Origin of the sequence: Paenibacillus sp. Aloe-11 (assembly GCF_000245715.1) — a bacterium.
Taxonomy (GTDB): domain Bacteria; phylum Bacillota; class Bacilli; order Paenibacillales; family Paenibacillaceae; genus Paenibacillus; species Paenibacillus kribbensis.
The window spans coordinates 237,376-255,833 of sequence record NZ_JH601054.1 but is presented as its reverse complement, the minus strand read 5'-3'; the positions used below and the strand labels follow the sequence as shown (position 1 = coordinate 255,833).

Here is an 18,458-nt window from a genome sequence, read left to right as displayed (position 1 = left end):
TACGCACATCTTCATTCGCAATGATGAATCAAAAGGATAGCAGAGTTCTTCCAGTCTCCTAAGAGATGCTATCCTTTAAAGTGTTTTTCAGCTTATTTGTTGAAGTTGATGGAAATCTCATACACGGGAACGATGCTGACAGAAAGGATATCGGCAATGGACTGCTCTGCCGTCTCATTCCAACCAGCCATGGTTGTATTACTGTTGACCACTGTACCTTTGCGGATCGGTGAAACGTACAGATACATGCCATGCTCCACTAAACGTTCCTCGAATTGCTTCAAGCCGATTTCCCAAGCTGTATCGTTGCAAAAGTTATCATTGATCAGCTCGCCTTTAATGAAGGCATATCCAATGTCGCCTGTATAATGAATACGCAGCAGCGCTTCCTTCAATCCTGTAAAAGCATTCCTTGCAAAGTCGAGCGTGGCTCGTTCGTTATTTATCTTGGTAAACTCATAATTGACTTCTTTTGCAGGCGCTTTCAAGCTGTACGTCTTGAATAGTCCCTCTTGGGCAATTCCGATCAGCTCTCCACCCTTTATCGATGCAAAAGAATCCTCAAAAGCCGGAAAAACACTCATGACAACCGTATGTTGGTTAGTTGACTCCAGCTTCAACTCTTCTCCGTCCTCATACACAAGCAGATTGGCATCTGTAAATATAGCTCTTTCTCTGCCGTGCAGCTTTACTTTCCAGAAATACAAGCTTTGCTGACTTGTCATCGTATAGATCATTATTTTGGGACCATGAATAGATTCAAGCTGAATCAGACTAGACTCCGAACCAGCGACTTCAACAACGGTCATTTTTCCAAACTGATTACAGTTGCCCTTATCTACCGTCACTTTTTTGATGCCTTCCGATTGTAACGCATACGAGCCCTTCATCCCTTCCGGGATATAGAAAAAATAATATTCCTCCCCATCTACGTCCATTTTCGTAATCAGCTGTGCCGTGGCGTACTTGAGTGTTATGCCGCCAAGGTCAAAATTAAACGGCAGGATGGCAAAGCTGTCTTTTCCCAGTGTTAATTCGCCTTGATGCGGAAACGTAATGGTTTCTCCCGGCAGATCAACACTGACATTAAAATCCTCCAGATTGTGAGTATCTACATGATCCTGGAAGTTATTTAGAAATAAAAAGCCTGCTCCCTTATGCGATCGAACGGCATAACGCAACGTTTTTACGTCATAAGGGTTCATTTGGGACGTATCTGCTGGCAACAGTGTTTTGGTGCGTGAAAAAAGCTTTTGGAACGTAGATAAAAAGTAATGCTGTAGTTTGGTTCGCTTATACGATTCTCTGACCTGACCAAATTCTCCAATCATGGCGTTGAAGTCATAAGATATTTTGGGCGTAGCCAAATCGTTGGTATATGGATTCAGTTTGCCTTTCGGATTCGAACCGCCATGGTACATATAATAACCGATCAGATTGCAGCCTTCGCCTACCTTCATCACCGTCATAGCTGGAACGCTATTATACGGAAATGCAAAACGATATTTATAGAACTGCACCATGCCGCCACCCATCTCGCAACACGCATACGGGTAAGTTTCCGGCAGATAACAAGGCTCAAAATTATAGCTGCTCGGAATGTTGTTATTATGTTTATCACGGAAAATGTACTCCGGAGTGGCCGGATGTTCCGTTAAATTAGCTACACGTCCTTCCTCATAATAAATCCAGGGCCAATACGCATACCCGCCCCATAATGGCAGCATATCCGGTACCGGAGTCGACGCACCTCCCCAAGCTGTACAGGTGTAAATCGGCGTATCCATTCCTGCCTTCAGCGCCATCCCCTTCAGCTTTAGCATATGAGAGTTGCCATCCCTTCCACTGCTCACCCACATATTGTTGATGCCTACCGTCAGGCCCCACTGGGCTGAGGAATGCTGGTGCTCGTTTTCGATCTGGGTCCCAATCACAGGACCGCCGTCCTTGTACAGCAATCCTTGCACCTGCACCCCGATTTCCTGATACAGTTGGTGTACATAAGCAAGATAGCCTTCATCATTAGAACGTACCTCAAAGGGACGGCCAAATAGCCAATCCGGAAGACCGCCGTTCCGTATCTCGCCGTGGCAAAAAGGACCGATGCGTATAATGACGTATAAACGGTGTTTGGCACACAGTTCAATGAAACGGCGCAAATCTTTGTTGCCTTCCCATTCGAACACCCCTTCGACCTCTTCATGCAGATTCCAGAAAATATACGTCGCAATGATGTTGACACCGCCCATTTTGATCTTTACAATCTCGTCCTCCCAATACTGTTCATGGTAACGAGAAAAATGAAACTCACCGCAAATCCCAAAAAACGGCTCGCCGTCTTTCTCCATATAATAATTGGTAAAGCCAATCGACTCTCCTGAGGGATTGATTCCACCCAGAGGGATATGCCCACTGTAAATGTGCTTGTGATCATTTTCGACGACAATTCGATAATTTTTCATAAAGAGCACCTCTCTACATGAAAGTCAAACCTGGCGACACGATGCCGAGTCGAGAATAAAGTTGTTCCACTTTCGCTGCCATGCGATATCGTTCCAGAATGGATGATGCGGCGCGCAGTTTGAGCACAAGGTCATTCCCCAGAAGCCAAGCGACATGCCTTTGCGCAGGGCATATTCAGCGATGAACTTGCCGACAGGCCCTTCCTCAAAGCCTGCATAAAGTGGCGTATAACCAACGTATCCTTCTCCAATGACAATAGGCATACCGGAATGACGAGTCCATTCGTAAATTTCCTCCAATCGCAAGTCTGCCTTTTGCAGCATCGCCATTTTATGATCACTGTACCGGTCATACAAAAACAAATCCCACTGCTCAGGATCTACCCAGTCATGCAAATAAATTAGCTTCATGCCAACCGGGTTGCCCTCCATACGCCATTCCTGTCCTGCAGGCAATGTCCATTCCTCAAAGGGAGGGGCATCCTCTCGCAGCAAGGATTGAACAAAGCTGTTTGGAAAAGGGGCTTTCTCATCATTCAGTCCAGTGCGATCCATTAATTCATTCAGTACCCCTTTCAAATAGAGGTGAAAATGTGCCACCTGCATATTCCGCGCCACATACGCCTTCGGATAGGCTTCATTCAGCGTATAGCTCGCCGTTATCAGGACATCGGGATGACGTTCTCTCAGAAAAGAAATGGCCTCCTCCACATAAGGCTGCATGGCTTCTACAAGCGCCGCAGTATCCGATGCTGCAATGCCTTGAGCTGTGCCAACAGCTGTCAGCTGTCCAAACTCCACCTCGTTATGCAACTCCGCATATACAATCTGTCTGGCATATCCTTCTTTCTTAACAAAATGAATGAGCTGATCCATGGATCGCGCAATGGCCATAAACCGCTCCTGCGGCGGAATAGCAGCCAGTTCGTCGCGCAATGCAGGATGAGCCAGAAAGCTGGGGCTCTGCTGGTACTCCCAGGAGGACAGCATAATATAGCAGCCATGCTTTTTCGCCTGTCTGAACAGCTCCAGCAGGTGGGCATGACCGTCCAGCTCGGCCCCGCCCCGGCAATTGTACCAACGCGTGCGCTGTCCGACTGCTCCGAGATTGCCAAACTCTAACGGTCCTGGCCGCTTCCCCTCCGCTGTAAACAGCATAAACGGCATCGCACATATACGAATGGTATTATAGCCCCGGTCTACAGCCTCCTGAAAACGAGCCGCAAGATCGTAATAAGGCTCTCCCGGCAAAGTCATCGTGTACCAGGAGAAATCCCACATGGTAATCGTTAGTTTCCGTGGCAGATTTTCCATTAGGTCGCTCATCCGAGGGCTCCTCCTTCGTTCGTTGTCATGATAAGGTCATTGGATTTTAAATGAATCAGTGCTCCTTGATGGTGCGGTTCCAGCTGCAATACGAATTCAAAATGATGCTCAGCTTCCTGCTGCTGCCCCAGTCCCAGTAAACCCAGCGCTTTCATATAATTGCAATGTATCCGGTTACGCATATTCAGGTCGTCTTCAAAAACGAGGAAATCAGGTAGAGAAACTGCAAAATAATCAATTTTTACATCATCAAACAGATGTTTGTCTGCATAATCAATGAGCTTATTGAAGCGACTGCGTGCTTCCTTTGTCTGACCAAGCAGCTGTCTGGCCAAGCCCTGATAGAAGATCATTTCTGGTGGCTGATCGTTATAATAGATCGCACTGGCAGGCTCTTCAAGTCCCAGTGAAGCTACGGTGAATGCCTCACGTGCTTCATTCTCTTTTCCCAGCTTCCTATAAGCGCAGCCCAAATAATAATAAATATGGTTCTCCTGCGCCCCGTGCAGCTTGCCTTCTCCCAGATTTTCCGGGTACACCAGCGCTTGCTTGAGCCTTTCTACAGCCTGATCGAACTTGCCTGTTTGCAGGTCAATCTTGGCAAGCTCCACCATGGCCAGCATATATTGGCCGGTCACCTTCCCTTCCCCGCCCTCCCAGGGATGGAATATCCGCTGCTTCAATAGTGAGATTGCTGTTTCATATTGCCCCAGCGTATTATGAAGCGTTACATACTCCAGATAAAGATCGTCACGCCGTGTAACTACGTCCAGATGTGCTGCCAGCATGTTCAGTCTTGCCTCCGGTTGCACGCTGACTTTCTTGTATAACTGATCAAGCTCATACAGGATGCGGGCATCGGAGCGATTACAGTCAAATGCCTTTTCCAGCGTTTGTCGTGCCTTCTCCGGCTGGCCTAATTTATTGAAGTACCCCAGAGCAAGATTCCGGTGAACCACGGAAAAGGTAGAATCAATCGTCCGCGATGCTTCCCAGGCAGCGATTGCATCGGCGTACCGTTTTTTGTCATATAGCCAATTTCCCAAATAATAGCGGGCTCGCTCATCAGCTTGGTCCATGCGAATGGCAAACTCCAATGCATCAAGCTCGAGCAAGCTGTTCGGAAAACAATAGTCGGGTGGTGTGGCGGCGGCCAAGACGAGAGCTCTGTTCGAATCCTGCGGCCGATCCAGTTGCGCACAGCAATAGGCTTGCACATAATGTACCATAGGATAGTTTCGCACTTTCGCTGGAGCATTCTCTAGCAGTTCAACCGCTTCCTCATACAAACCTGCTGCTGCATAATCGGCTGCTACCACCATAAAATTATGTGCATCGTTGCGCATCAGTTTGAATAGTTCGGTGCTGACTTCCGTTGCAATGTCAGCTCGGTCCAATTCTTGAAGTGACAGTATCTTTTCATAATAGGCGGTGAAATCAGTCCTATCCAGTTGAAGTGTTTCTTCGCAAAAGCATATGGCTGCGTCATAGTTACCAAGCTTCCGTAGAAGTACCGCTTTCAGATTACGCGCCTGGTAGTTGCAGGAGTTTCGAATAAGCGACCGCTCCGTCAACTCAAGCGCTTCTTCATAGCGACCTTGTTCGCAAGCAATTTGAGCTAGCAGGCAGTAGCCTGCGTCTTGCCAGGCTGCTGACCATACAGCTTTATAAAAAGCGGAGTATGCTTCCTCAAGTCGTCCCTGATGCTTGAGTGACAAGCCGAGTTGATAGAAAACCTCTCCGTCATAAGGGTTCGAATTGCGACTTGTTAGGCGCATCATCGCCTGACGAAAGTGCTTTTCGCTTTCGCTATATAGTCCCCTGCGTAGAAGCAGTGTGCCATAAGCAATATGAATTCGGCTATCCTCCCGGTCTCTATTCAGTCCTTCTATATAATAGGCTTCCGGTTCAAAGGTGGCATGCCGGTATTGCTCCAGATGCTGGCCAGCCAGGTACAGTTCTTCATTTGTTTTTAATTGGGCTGGCTCAGGCAGCGGTGTTGCTGCATCCGGCAATGGCTCTACTTTCGGTTTCTGCGGCTGGTAGCTGACCAGCAATCGTCCATTCTCATCTCTAACCGTTAATTGAAGTTCATGGTCCTCGTCCTCCGTATCAAGCGTTACTTTTTTGGCAAAGGTGACATCTGGGGACAAATGAACCGATTCTTGAAGATAAACCCTACGCGGGCTGCAAAGTTCGACAAGTACGTTTGGAAACGGTGAAGTCACATAGACCAAAACTTCAGCCAGTTCTGCGGCCCGGTCAATTTCTAGATTTACAGCTGCATGAATTGAAGCATTTTTCACGACACCGATATTTTTGTAAGGCATAAAATATTGGCTGAATGATTTTTCCTCATAGGGATGAAGCCAAGAAAAATCAGGTTGGTTGTCTGTATAGACCCCGGTCATCAACTCAATATACGGCCCGTCTTCATCTGTCAGATTGCGGTCCCACGCCTTGCCAAATTCGCCGCTGCCCCACGTCCACTGTTTTTTGCCCGGTGAGATATGGTGGTTCGCTACATGCAGCATTCCTGCCTGCATTGCATGGTCATATCCGCCTACAAAATTGTAGTCCGATTTATAGGCCATGTACGAGGTGGGGACCGGTATATTTTTATATCTGGAGATGTCTACCCCCTCGGAATAATCCATTTTGTAATAGATGCCAGTAGCTATTGGAAAACGAGACACATCCCGCTTCCCGTGATCCAACACGGCAGTAACATCTGGAGGAAACACGGATTGAGTATGCTCGTTGGCCGCAACGGCCGGATTGGCCCACCACAAGAATGTTTGCGGTTCCGGAGTAGGGTTATACAATTGAACCTTGATCTCGATGTAAGCCCTGTTCGGGTGCAACATAAAGCCAGCAGCCATTTTTGTGCCATACATTCGGTCAATCTCACTGACCCATGCTGTTGCGCTCCCATCCTCATTTTCCGTCAGCTTATAATTAACAGGGCCGAAGGTGTTCGGACGATGATGCTGTGGCCAGTTGAACTCAATGCCGCCTGAAATCCAGGGTCCAGTCAGACCGACGAGTGCAGGCTTAATGACCTGATTGTAATAAACAAAATCGTAATTATTCGTTTTGTCAATGGCCCGGTAAATACGTCCCCCGAGCTCAGGCATAATCTGGATTTGTACATATTCATTCTCCAGAAAGACCATTCTGTAGTCACGTAACTGCTTCTCATTATTAATTTTGTCAATGACTGGATGCGGATACACACGCCCCGAGCTGCCTTGATACACCCGTTTCTCCAGAAACATAGGGTTCTTGTCAGGCTCACCAACTCCATATGTCGGAATTTGGACGGTTTCTTCCCATATTTTCACCTTGGAGACGGAGATGTTCAACACGATCACTCCTCAACTCATGTAATGGCTTTCATACATAAAAGTTTACAAGCGTGTAAGGGGTTGCACAATTGACGATCTCCTGTTTATGATGGACTATACACTTATTTTTTGATAAAAAGGCCATAGGAGAAGGACAGATCGCGATGAATAAAAAAGACGCAGGATTTGAACGGGAGAAGCTTCATGTTCTCCCTGCTTATATTGTGGATGAATTAAAATCGTATGCGCTTACGAGAGACGGGTATATTACAGACATTGGCTATTTCCCACAGGCCCGCCATCATTTTCGTGAAAGACCTCAAGGCTGCAATTCTCATATTTTCATCTACTGCGCCAGCGGCAGAGGGTGGATTCAGATGAGAGATCAAGGCGTCATATCTATGACTGAGCAAAGTTTTGCCTACATTCCCATGGACGTGCCGCATGCGTACGGAGCTGATGAAAATGATCCTTGGACCATATATTGGTTTCACTTGAGAGGGGAACAGATTGGAGAATTTATAGCTCTGCTGGAGCCATTCAAACCCTATATATCTCTGCTGCCCGGAGACGAGGCGAAGCTGCTGGAGTTATTTCATCAATGCTATGACCTGCTCGTGGACAAACCCTATTCTATCATCCATCAGGTACAAGTCTCGCAAAGCATCCGTTACCTGCTGAGTTTTGTTGCGTCCGTGGCCGCCCGCAAGCAGGATAGCAAATCTCAGACATATATCGACAAAGCGACCCGCTATATGACTGAACATCTGGAATCCGCGCTTACTGTAGAGGAGCTTAGCCGACACATCCAGATATCGAAGCAGCATTTGAACTTTATATTCAAGCAATCTACCGGCTACTCCCCGATTGATTATTTTCTGCGTATGAAAATGCAACGTGCGGGGCAGCTATTGGACCTGACAAGTGACTCTATTAAAGAAATCGCCGCAGCACTTGGCTTCCAAGATCCCTATTATTTTTCAAGATTGTTCAAAAAAATAATAGGCTGTTCTCCTACCAACTACCGCAACCAGTTGAAGGGGTAAATTCCTAACGCGTTAAACTGTTTATTGGGCTGCTGACAATAAAGGCCCCAATCTGTTAATAAATTCTCTCCCCCTCTTCAAATAAAGACCGGAATTACAATGCAGAGACGAAAGGAAAACCGAAAGCATGGTCCCGCTCTATGGAATCCATGCTTTCGGTTTTATGTGAACACTATTCTGTTTTCGGCTTACGTTTAATGCCCTCAATACCAAATGGCTCAGCAATCGACGCAATTTTCTCCGTGTATCTCTCCCAAACTCCTAAGGTGTTATTTTATTTCTCGATTTTTTTTGCAGCGGTATAAATAAAATCTTTTCAAGTAGCAAAGTTCCCGGCCCAGTTAAAGCAAAGGCAATAACGGTTCCGATGCCGACGATTCCCCCGAAAAAGAATCCGGTGCTTAAAAAGATAGCATCTACGCCTATTCTGCCGATATCATACCTTAATCCAAATTTTGACTCTGTATATCGCAAAATAGCGTCTATAGCATACATGCCATTGCCAAATTTCATCAACAAAACATAAGTGATGGAGTAACAAAAGTTAGCCAGAATGACGATCACTATTTTAATGAATAAAGATAAATCTGACAGCTCCATGTGCGCAATAAACGGATGAATCCAATTAATGAATGGTCCGACAAAAAAGGAATAAATCATCGACGAAAAACCTATAGATTTACGATTTAATAAAAGACCGGCAGCAAGAAGTACCATATTTACGAAAAAGCTTGTCAGACCTACGCTCATTCCAGTACTTTTGTGCAATCCGTCCAATAAAACGGTTAATGTATCAGACCCTATATTGCACTCGACAAATAAATTAACGGCTAGAGCGGTAAGCACCATGGCAACGACCAAAATCATGAATCGTCCGCCAAATTTCAGATAAATAGGCATTTACAAAACCTCAGTCCAAGTTCTCTCCATTAGAAGCGATCACTTTTTGCATCCAAGAAAAACTGTCTTTTTTGAGGCGCTTTTTACTACCGTTGCCACGATCATCTTGGTCGACGTAAATAAATCCATAGCGTTTGCTCATTTCCGAGGAAGAACAACTAATAATATCGATTGGGCCCCAAGCATAATAGCCTCTTAAATCCACCCCGTCTTTAATGGCCTCTTTCATTTGCTCAATATGGGCCCGGTAATAGTCAACTCGGTAGGAATCATGGATGGAACCGTCTTTTTCCAAGGTGTCATGGTAACCGATCCCGTTTTCCGTGATATAAATAGGGCACTGATACCGGTCATAGAACAGGTTGAGAAACGTGCGCAGACCGATCGGATCAATCGTCCATCCCCAAGGGTTGGCCGGAAGTTCGGTATTGCGGTAAGGCCCCGTTTTGTTTTTCATGCTTTCCGCATCGTAAATGCGGGTATAGTAGTAGGAGAAGGACATAAAGTCCGCCGTATTTTTCAATGCCTCTTCATCGCCCTCTGCAAATTCGACAGTGATGTTATTGTCGGCGAAATAACGGAAAGCATAACCCGGGTAATATCCGCGAAGCAGAATATCGGAGAAAAAGTACTCCATTTGATTTCTGCGCACGGTGGCAAAGATGTCTTCCGGCCGGCAGGTAGCCGGATAAGCCGGTCCTCCGCAGAGCATCATCCCGATTTGCAAATTTAGATCTAGACTTTTGGCATATTTCGTGATCAGGCCACAGGCAACAAATTCATGATGCAAGCCTTGGTATTTGGCGGAGGCCAAATCTTCCACCACATCCTCTGCAATGCCCAGGTGGTTGAAGGATTCATGATCGATCAAATTGATTTGATTAACGATAATCCAATATTTCACTTTTTTATGGTACCGGTCAAAAACCACTTGGCCGAAGCGAACAAAAAAATCAATCAAATCTCTGGAGTACCACCCTTTATAAGCCGTCGTTAAATGAATCGGCATTTCATAATGCGATAGGGTGATCATCGGCTCCATGCCGTTCGCTATAATTTCGTCAATCAGGTCATCATAAAATTTCAATCCTGCTTCATTAGGCTGTGTTTCGTCACCATTGGGAAAAATTCTTGTCCAGTTAATCGAGGTGCGAAAGGTTTTGAGTCCCAGTTCCCCTAATAATTTCAAGTCTTCTTTATAGGTGTGATAGAAATCGATACCCCAACGTTTCGGGAAAATCCGATCTTCGCTTTGAATAGCTTCTTTAATATAGTCCGTAGTCAGTTCTAAATTTGACTTTTTATCTAAAGGAATGCCATCCAAATATTCATTAATATCCGCTACGCTTAACCCTTTTCCATCAACATTGTAAGCACCTTCTAATTGGTTGGCGGCAACCGCTCCCCCCCATAAAAAATCGGAGGGGAATCCCGTTGGAATGTTCTTCATTTTGATTACTTCCTCTCGTTATTTATTGATTATTTATTTATTGGCCATTTCCAGTTGGATCAATCGCTGGTTCAAGCTCTCGAAAATATCAATTAACCGCTTGGCAATATTAATTTCACTGTAGATCGTCATGAGCGTGTCTTGCGCATGGGCAAATAAAACGGAGTACTCTCCTTTTGCTCCTTCCGTTTCTTTTTGGATACAATTCGTTTGCACGCGATGAGCGATGACAATTTCCGCGTTGGCTAATTTCATTTTCTCCTTAGCGCTGTCAAAGTCGCTGTTTTCAATATCCTTTAGGGCATCCGTACAATGTTTTCTTGCTTCCCCTGCGTGCAAAATGATTTGCATCGCATCTTGAGCTACTTGTTCCAAAGTCATAATAAAAATCTCCTTTATAGAGGTTGTTCAAAAAGCCATGAATAGATTAATTGGTTTGAGGCAATTCTTTTTCAAGCTCTTGTTTTTCGTAGGTTTTGAAAAATGGATACCAAATCATCGTGGCTACCGCGACAACGATTAACATCAGGATAATGCCTGTAATGGTTCCCGTTGTAATCCACGTGGAAATTGGAAAAGGAACGTACCACATATCGAAAACCACTTTCGGGATGGGGCCAAAGTGAATGACTTTGGTTCCGATCCAAACGATCAACGGTAAAATTAAACCATTGATCCACATCGGCACCATCATGATGGGATTCCATACGATTGAACCAAACACTAAAGGCTCGTTGATATTAAAGATAGAAGGTACCAAACATGCGCGTCCTAGCGCTTTTAGCTTGGTGCTTTTAGAAAGCAGATGCATAATGGCCAGCGGCAACGTACAGGCCACACCGCCTACCCACAAGTATGCCGAATAAATCGTTTCGGCCGTTACGATATTATGCGCCCCCGCGGTAGCGTTTGCCATAATGGCCGCCAGAAAAATCGGCTTGGTGACAGGGGTCAAAATCCAACTGGAAATCCCCATGGAATACAAGAAACAGCTGATAAACAGAATTAACATGAATCCCCAAGGTGTCTCTACCACGCTGGCCAACGGCATAAAAATATTTAAAATGATGTTGTATATATCAATATGAACGAGATCGACCAACACCCAGGCCAGAACGATAGTCACCCCAATGGGAAGCATGGAATCAAACCAGGATCTGACAAAGTCCGGGATGACGGAATCTTCTTTGAAAAAGGAAAATTTTCCGAACAGCCCCATGATATAACCGGTAATCATAGCGGCGATGATGGCAACGAACATGCCTCCGGTGCCCAAAGAACTATGAGTAAAACCAACCGTACCATCCTTTACGACTTGAGGAGTTACGATGATCAAAAAAGTAACCAGGCTTGTACATCCGGCAATAAAGCGCTGTTTTCTTAACTTCTTCTTTTCCATCAAATTAAACGGAATCAGGAAAGAAACCAACAGCGAAAGCATGCCCATCGTCCATCCGAACGGAACCCAAAAATCAGGGTAGTTTTTGATATGATACACATCTCCAGGTATAGTCAGAAGACAAAATACCGATCCTAAAAGAATAAAAGGCAATAGTTGCATGACAGAATCCTTAAGTGTGATTACCCATACATTGTTATTGACTTTATTCATCTTGGGAGAGAAGTCGTTTTTCAGCCATTCTATTAATTTGTTCATTTTGGTTATCCCCTTTAACTGTTCAACTCACGCAGCAGATCATCTAAAGCGGCTTCCCCATCTAAAGTGGAATAATAAGAAGGCTTCATTAAGAGCACTTTGACATGGACATCTTTGGTAAGCTCTTCGATTTCATCAACGATATAAGCCAAGTGGGGACCGACCAACAAAGCATCGATATCATGGATATAATTCTCAATTTCCGCTTCCCCTCTGGCTTTGATATCCATATTCAAGTTTCTCTTTTTAGCGGCCTTGCGAATATTGGCAGCCATAAAACCGGAACTTGCTCCAGACCCACAAACTAACAATACTTTTAACATTTTGCTTGAATTTTCCATGGTAATCCTCCTTGCTTTTTTTGTGACTGTACATCAATAAAAGTTTTTCTTTAGATTAAAGAAAGAATAGATTTTCAGCGGAGCTGAAGCTTTCTTTAATCGCAGGAAAAATTTCCGCTAAACGCGGTCTGTCTTCTGTGACTGTACATCGATAGAAGTTTTTCTTTAGATTAAAGAAAGAATAAGTTTTCAGCGGAGCTGAAGCTTTCTTTAATCGCAGGAAAAATTTCCGCTAAACGCGGTCTGTCTTCTGTGACTGTACATCGATAGAAGTTTTTCTTATAATTCTGAAATGATAGCGCTATCTTTGTTACAACCAAACTATATTACAAATCTTAAAACAGGCTCAAATAAAAAACTGCACCCCTATGGTGCAACATTTTAAAGCGAGGGGTCCTAAATGAAAACGCAGTATATCGATCTAATTCAATATTTAACCGAAAACAACAATCATTGGATTTCATCAAAAAGCCTGGCGGACAAATATGGCGTGTCCAAACGTACCATCAAATCTTATATAAGTGAGATCAATGCTATTCACAACGGGTTGATCCTATCGTCGAATAAAGGTTATAAGGTCAATACCGATCAAGTAAACAGGTTTCTAACGAGTGAACAAAAAGCAATCCCGCAAACTCAATCCGAAAGAATGGCTTATCTTCTGAAAAAACTGGTGCAAACCAATGAGCCTATTTATATTTACGATTTAAGCGACGCTCTGTTTATCAGCGAGTCAACGCTTAGACTTGACCTGAAGCTGATCAAAGAAAAGCTTGCCAAAAATAACTTGGAATTGCAGTTGAGCAAGGATCATATTGGGTTGCAAGGAAGAGAAAAAGATAAGCGCAAGCTAATGAGCAGTATTTTGTACGAAGAGGCCAACGGAAGTTTTATTGATATCGATAAAATCAAAGGATTTTATAAAGAGCTAAATATCGATTACATTCGGGAAGTCGTCGTTGAAACCTTTTCTGCCCATCATTTTTTTACCAATGATTATTATTTAACCAATGTGATTATCCACATCACCATTGCATTGGACAGAATGAAACATGATTTTCAGTTTTTAAATAAGACCGTGAATTATAACGTCGACAACACCGCATATTTAATCGCCAAAGAAATTGCCTTTAAACTAGAATCGTATTTTCATGTAACCTATCCGGAAGAAGAAATCACCGATTTGGCGATCTTAATTTCGTGTAATGCGACCAATGTCAACTTTACGCAAATTGAAGTAAGCGACCTGGAGAATATCGCAGGGAGAGACTGTATTGATCTGGTCAGTGAAATAGCCATTGACTTGGATAAATATTACTATATCAGTATTGCCGATTCTGATTTTATTACGCGTTTTACACTGCATGTAAAAAACCTTTTGATGAGATTAAAAAATCATCATTCAACGAAAAATCCATTAACGCATACGATAAAAAGAGAATGCCCGCTCATTTATGATTGCGCTGTTCATGCTTCACATGTGATTAAAGAAAAAACCGGTTATATCATTAGCGATGATGAAATTGCTTATTTAGCTTTTCACTTGGGGTATGCCATTGAATTGCAACGGCAATCGAATGTGAAAATTTCGTGTACGGTACTGTTTCCGCTTTACTATAATATGAATGTGCAAATCATCAATAAATTACAGCAGTATTTTGGCGATGATATTTCGATTCATTCGATTGTAACCGATGAGAGCGACTTGAATTATGTAACAAGTGATTTTATTATTTCTTCTGCCCAATTGCATAAGATTCCGGAAGTACCCTATGTCGTGATTACCCCATTTTTTATAGAAAGTGATCGGGAAAAAGTATCGAACAAAATATTTGAATTAAAAGAGCAAAAAAAGAAAAATCAATTTAAGATCCATTTAAAATCTTTCTTAGACGAAAGACATTTTTACAACTCCACAGCATTGTCCGAGAAAGAAGATGTTTTACGTTTTATCTGTCAAATTATGAATCAGGATGGTTATACGGACGAAGATTTTTTGGGCAAAATTATGGAACGGGAAGCCATGTCCTCTACTGCTTTCGGACACGTTGCCATCCCTCATGCGATTAAAATGGAATCTCATAAAACAGGCATGTTCATTTATTTGAATCCGAATGGGATCAAATGGGATTCTTCGATCGTGAAAATTGTATTGTTACTCACCGTCAGCGGAGAGGATCGAAAAATATTCCGCGACGTATTCGATGCATTGGCTACCATATTAACAGACGATAAAAATGTGAATCTATTGTCTTCTGCTCATAACTTCGACGATTTTATAAATAAATTAATCACTTGCTGGGAATAAAACGATCTATTTACGCTGTGATGCTTTATTCGTAATGGAGTTATTTACTTTTCATTCTAAAAAAAATGTACAAGTAAAACGGAGTAGGCGGAATGGTACTGCCCAAGCGAAGCGGTCGCGATGGAAGCACCATCCGTCTGCGCAGTGGCACGATAGGCAACTTTCAAGTTCAACTTATATAGTAAGTTCATGAATAATGAGCTTGTTTATTCATTGATACACGAAACTGCTCACATACTTGGGTTACGCATTCCTTCAAATAATGCACGATCTCCGGTACATGCTCCGGTTGGGTATGAGGCGAAATGACAAAAAATTTACTGACATAGAGCGGAATTTGCCGACCTTCAACGGTCTTGACCAGCAGATGTTTCTTTGTATCCCCAAAGAACATCCGATCGCGATGTTTGCCCAATTTCTCAAACAGCCGTTCATTCAATTGATTGTTCCGCTCGATATCCTCCCAAGAACTGCTTCCGCTTATTTCTTCGGCAAACCGCGGGCCATCTGGCGGATAAATGCGGATCAGTGTTGATATTCCCGGATTGTCCGGGTTGGCAATATCGGCCTCCGGAATTTCTGCAACAAACCGTTCACGAAATTGCAAATTCACCTCCAGAAATTGGGCAAGAAGACGCTGATAGCCCTCTACCCCAAAGGCCAACAGCGAACTGTACATGCTAATGGAGCTGGCCATGCGAGAACACTCCAACGTATAGCCGGTGTGATATTCCCCGTAGCCGCGATGTCCGACATAAGGGGTTTCGTCTGCATCAAGCTCTAGAAGGCCAAGATCCGCTGCATTTTTGAGCAGAAACAGGCTTGAGACATAAGGTGATTGTCCGAGTTTTTGAAAATCGAAGCACATGGAGTCAGCCAAAGAAAGATGTCTCATCTTCTCCTGAATAGAAGTCAGCATCCCAATGACGCCCGGGCTGAATTGGTGCGTGTTCTTTTCCAGGTCGTAATCGTTGAAGACGGCAAAAAAAACGCCCAGAGCCGAATCTGCATGAATGTGCGGGCACGGCAACCCGAATTGCTTCGAAAATTCCTCCGCAACGGTACGGATTTGGAGGACATCGTCAATACCCATGGCATCTGTTGTCCCAGTTGTTGCCACTATATACACAGGCACGCCTCCGCCTACAGCGACCGCCGCTAATTTACATCTCAAATCAGCCACATCCATAGAACTGTCGGATAAGGCTTTTACTTTGATGAGGTGATCACTGCCGATCCCGGACGCTTCCATCGACTTGAACAGGCTGTAATGAGCCAATTCCGAGCAAAAGGCATACAAGTTGTCCGGAACCCCGTGCTTTAACGCATTCGGTTCATATTTGGCAATGGCAATCCGCAATCCGGAAAATATGGCGCCCTGACCTCCCCAGGTGGTATAGCCCCCGCTTGTCCCGGCATCATAGCCTACCAGCTTGGACATCATCGCCATTACTCTGACCTCGGCCTCGGCTCCGGCAGGCCCATAAACATCCCAAAGATTGTTGCCGTTCACCAGCATCGCGGACAACATACCCATTATTCCGGGAATGGAGGCCATTGGCAGTATATTCGTAAAAAAATACTTTGTATGGTAAGGATGTCCGTGCAGCAACTGCAATAGCTCTGCGTTCACCTCCTTCATAGGAGCACCTTCATAGGGAATCTGACTTTGTGCAACCAATTGACCGTAAAAATCCCCATCCCGCCGTTTCTCTCCTTTGAGATTGACCGCTTTGGGGTTCTTCAACTCATCTACGCCGCTAATCATTTGCTCGATCAGTTCCATGATCCGTTTTCGTTGTAACAAACTTCCGTCCTCGCTTGGAAACCAATCTCTAACATCCGATTTACTGTGCATTCTGAATCCTCTCCCCATTGTTCTGATTGTGTAGAATCCTCTTTGAATCTTGGAGTTCAAGAAACCCATGTTTGCAGAAGTATAGATAGCGAAGCAGCTTACTTAGAGGATTTTATTACCTTACATTTCTAAATTATACAATAAAATAATAGAGATGAATAGGTATTCGTTCCATCATATGTAATAATTAATAACTGCAAAGCTCACGAGTTTTGCATTCTAAAAGCCGCTGTAACAATAATCGTTACAACGGATGCAAAAAAAATGCTCCTTAATTTAAGAAGCATTTTTTTGAATGATATGTTCTGTGATTTCTTGTTATCTACTCTTCACAAGAAGTTGAATCGCTTCTTTAACCAGCTTATCCGTATCTCCTCCAGCCTTTTGCTCTTCCATAATGCAGTGTTGCAGATTTTCGGCTACAATTTGCGCAATTGCTTTATCTGATGCATTACGTACGGCTGACAATTGGCTGACAACATCCTTGCACGATTTTCCCTCATCCATTAAGCGAAGTACCCCACGGACTTGGCCCTCAATTCTTCTCAAGCGCGTTTTCAGTTCATCAGTGTAATTATATTCCATGAGCACTGCACTCCCTTTTTGATTTACGTATATACATGTATAGGTATATTATAAATCAAAAAAATAAATAGGACACCCTATATAAATAAATTAACCTTCCCTTGCGAAGCCTCGCCCAAATAGGCGGCAACTCCGGCATATTCCAAACCTTCGACTAGCTCCTCTTGCTGCAACCCCAACAGATCCATTGTCATGGTACAGGCTATGAGCTTAACCCCTTGCTCTTGCGCCAGCTCAATAAGCTGTGGAAGAGAGAGCGCATTGTGCTTTTTCATGACATGCTTGATCATCTGTGGGCCGAGCCCTGCAAAGTTCATTTTGGACAGTGCAAGCTTTTGCGGACCGCGCGGCATCATCCAGCCGAAGGCTTTTTCAAGTATTCCTTTATTCGTTCTCACCAGCTCATCTTTACGCAGCATGTTTAATCCCCAAAACGTAAAAAAGATAGTTACTTCATGGTCGTATGCTGCCGCTCCATTCGCAATAATGAATGCAGCAATCGCTTTATCCAGGTCCCCGCTGAATAATACGATTGTTGTTTTGGGATGAGTAAGTCCCTGTTCCGCGGTTGAAGTCATATGGACTCGCTCCCCTCCGTCTCTCCTGTCCATTCGGATATGCCTAAAAGGACGGATTTGACGTTTGTGGCGCCACTCTTCACCAATAACTGGCAAGCCATTTCACTGCGTGTTCCAGCGTGGCAAATCACTGCAATCTCTTCATTCAGCTTTAGCTCACCCAGTCTGTTCTCCAGTTCACCCAGAGGGATGGACTTCGATCCAGGGATATGCTTTAACGCAAATTCTGCAGGCTCCCGAACATCCAGCAGTAACAGGTTCCCCTTTTCAGCCAATTTTGTCTGCAACTCTTCATGGCTTATGGTTGAAGGTAATAGGGGTTCGGCCTTCGCTTCAGCAGGCTCCCCTTTACGCAAAAAATGATGCATGACATTTCCGTTTTGAAAAGTACCGATAAAATGATGCCCGGTGCTTTGTGCCCAGCTCTGAAAATCCGCTAATGAACCCTTGTCAGTCGCTTGCACCTCCATAACCTGCCCTGCTTTGAGTTCCTTCATCACTTTTTTGGTTTTGACAATCGGCATAGGACAAGCCAGCCCTTTGCAATCAAGAATATAATCTGCCTGGATGTTATTGGATGACATAATATATACCTCCGCA

At 44.1% G+C, this 18,458-nt stretch carries 14 protein-coding genes; 2 read left to right on the top strand and 12 right to left on the bottom strand.

Annotated elements, in window-relative coordinates:
* Positions 1–92 precede the first annotated feature (92 nt).
* Genes WG8_RS12190 through WG8_RS12180 form a run of 3 tightly spaced genes read right to left on the bottom strand, consistent with a single transcriptional unit; the run spans position 93 to position 7,153 of the window.
* Positions 93–2,462 carry a beta-galactosidase gene (locus WG8_RS12190; protein ID WP_007430482.1) on the bottom strand — a complete coding sequence of 790 codons (2,370 nt, stop codon included), beginning with the start codon at positions 2,460–2,462 and terminating at the stop codon, positions 93–95.
* 24 nt (positions 2,463–2,486) lie between these two features.
* Complete coding sequence (locus WG8_RS12185) at positions 2,487–3,788, bottom strand: cellulase-like family protein (protein WP_007430481.1); 1,302 nt, start codon at positions 3,786–3,788, stop codon at positions 2,487–2,489.
* Positions 3,785–7,153, bottom strand: coding sequence for a DUF5107 domain-containing protein (locus WG8_RS12180; protein ID WP_007430480.1), 3,369 nt, complete (start codon positions 7,151–7,153; stop codon positions 3,785–3,787). Before WG8_RS12180 ends, WG8_RS12185 begins: the two co-directional genes overlap by 4 nt.
* Positions 7,154–7,299: 146 nt before the next feature.
* On the opposite strand from WG8_RS12180, the gene WG8_RS12175 reads away from it, so the two are divergent.
* Positions 7,300–8,181 carry an AraC family transcriptional regulator gene (locus WG8_RS12175; protein ID WP_007430479.1) on the top strand — a complete coding sequence of 294 codons (882 nt, stop codon included), beginning with the start codon at positions 7,300–7,302 and terminating at the stop codon, positions 8,179–8,181.
* A gap of 261 nt (positions 8,182–8,442) precedes the next feature.
* On the opposite strand, the gene WG8_RS12170 is transcribed toward WG8_RS12175, so the two are convergent.
* From WG8_RS12170 to WG8_RS12150, 5 genes are read right to left on the bottom strand one after another with little or no spacing between them, the layout of a single operon-like run.
* A complete protein-coding gene (locus tag WG8_RS12170; RefSeq protein ID WP_232289092.1) occupies positions 8,443–9,048 on the bottom strand; it encodes a YczE/YyaS/YitT family protein in 606 nt (201 codons plus the stop codon).
* Positions 9,049–9,091: 43 nt separating this feature from the next.
* Positions 9,092–10,531, bottom strand: coding sequence for a glycoside hydrolase family 1 protein (locus tag WG8_RS12165; RefSeq protein ID WP_007430477.1), 1,440 nt, complete (start codon positions 10,529–10,531; stop codon positions 9,092–9,094).
* A 33-nt stretch (positions 10,532–10,564) separates the two neighbouring features.
* Entirely contained in the window at positions 10,565–10,912 is a 348-nt protein-coding gene (locus WG8_RS12160; protein WP_007430476.1) for a PTS lactose/cellobiose transporter subunit IIA, read from the bottom strand.
* A 46-nt stretch (positions 10,913–10,958) separates the two neighbouring features.
* Entirely contained in the window at positions 10,959–12,188 is a 1,230-nt protein-coding gene (locus tag WG8_RS12155; RefSeq protein WP_007430475.1) for a PTS sugar transporter subunit IIC, read from the bottom strand.
* 14 nt (positions 12,189–12,202) lie between these two features.
* Positions 12,203–12,511, bottom strand: coding sequence for a PTS sugar transporter subunit IIB (locus tag WG8_RS12150; protein WP_269744428.1), 309 nt, complete (start codon positions 12,509–12,511; stop codon positions 12,203–12,205).
* A 418-nt stretch (positions 12,512–12,929) separates the two neighbouring features.
* On the opposite strand from WG8_RS12150, the gene WG8_RS12145 reads away from it, so the two are divergent.
* Positions 12,930–14,837: a BglG family transcription antiterminator gene (locus WG8_RS12145; protein ID WP_007430473.1), complete on the top strand. Its 1,908-nt coding sequence runs from the start codon at positions 12,930–12,932 to the stop codon at positions 14,835–14,837.
* 187 nt (positions 14,838–15,024) lie between these two features.
* Here the strand turns inward: WG8_RS12145 and WG8_RS12140 are convergent, their stop codons facing one another.
* From WG8_RS12140 to WG8_RS12125, 4 genes are all read right to left on the bottom strand, one after another.
* Entirely contained in the window at positions 15,025–16,695 is a 1,671-nt protein-coding gene (locus WG8_RS12140) for a pyridoxal phosphate-dependent decarboxylase family protein (RefSeq protein ID WP_007430471.1), read from the bottom strand.
* Between the two features lie 318 nt (positions 16,696–17,013).
* Positions 17,014–17,280, bottom strand: coding sequence for a metal-sensitive transcriptional regulator (locus tag WG8_RS12135; protein ID WP_007430470.1), 267 nt, complete (start codon positions 17,278–17,280; stop codon positions 17,014–17,016).
* A 77-nt stretch (positions 17,281–17,357) separates the two neighbouring features.
* Positions 17,358–17,858, bottom strand: coding sequence for a DsrE/DsrF/DrsH-like family protein (locus WG8_RS12130; protein WP_007430469.1), 501 nt, complete (start codon positions 17,856–17,858; stop codon positions 17,358–17,360).
* Positions 17,855–18,442 carry a sulfurtransferase TusA family protein gene (locus WG8_RS12125; protein WP_007430468.1) on the bottom strand — a complete coding sequence of 196 codons (588 nt, stop codon included), beginning with the start codon at positions 18,440–18,442 and terminating at the stop codon, positions 17,855–17,857. Before WG8_RS12125 ends, WG8_RS12130 begins: the two co-directional genes overlap by 4 nt.
* Between the last annotated feature and the right edge of the window lie 16 nt (positions 18,443–18,458).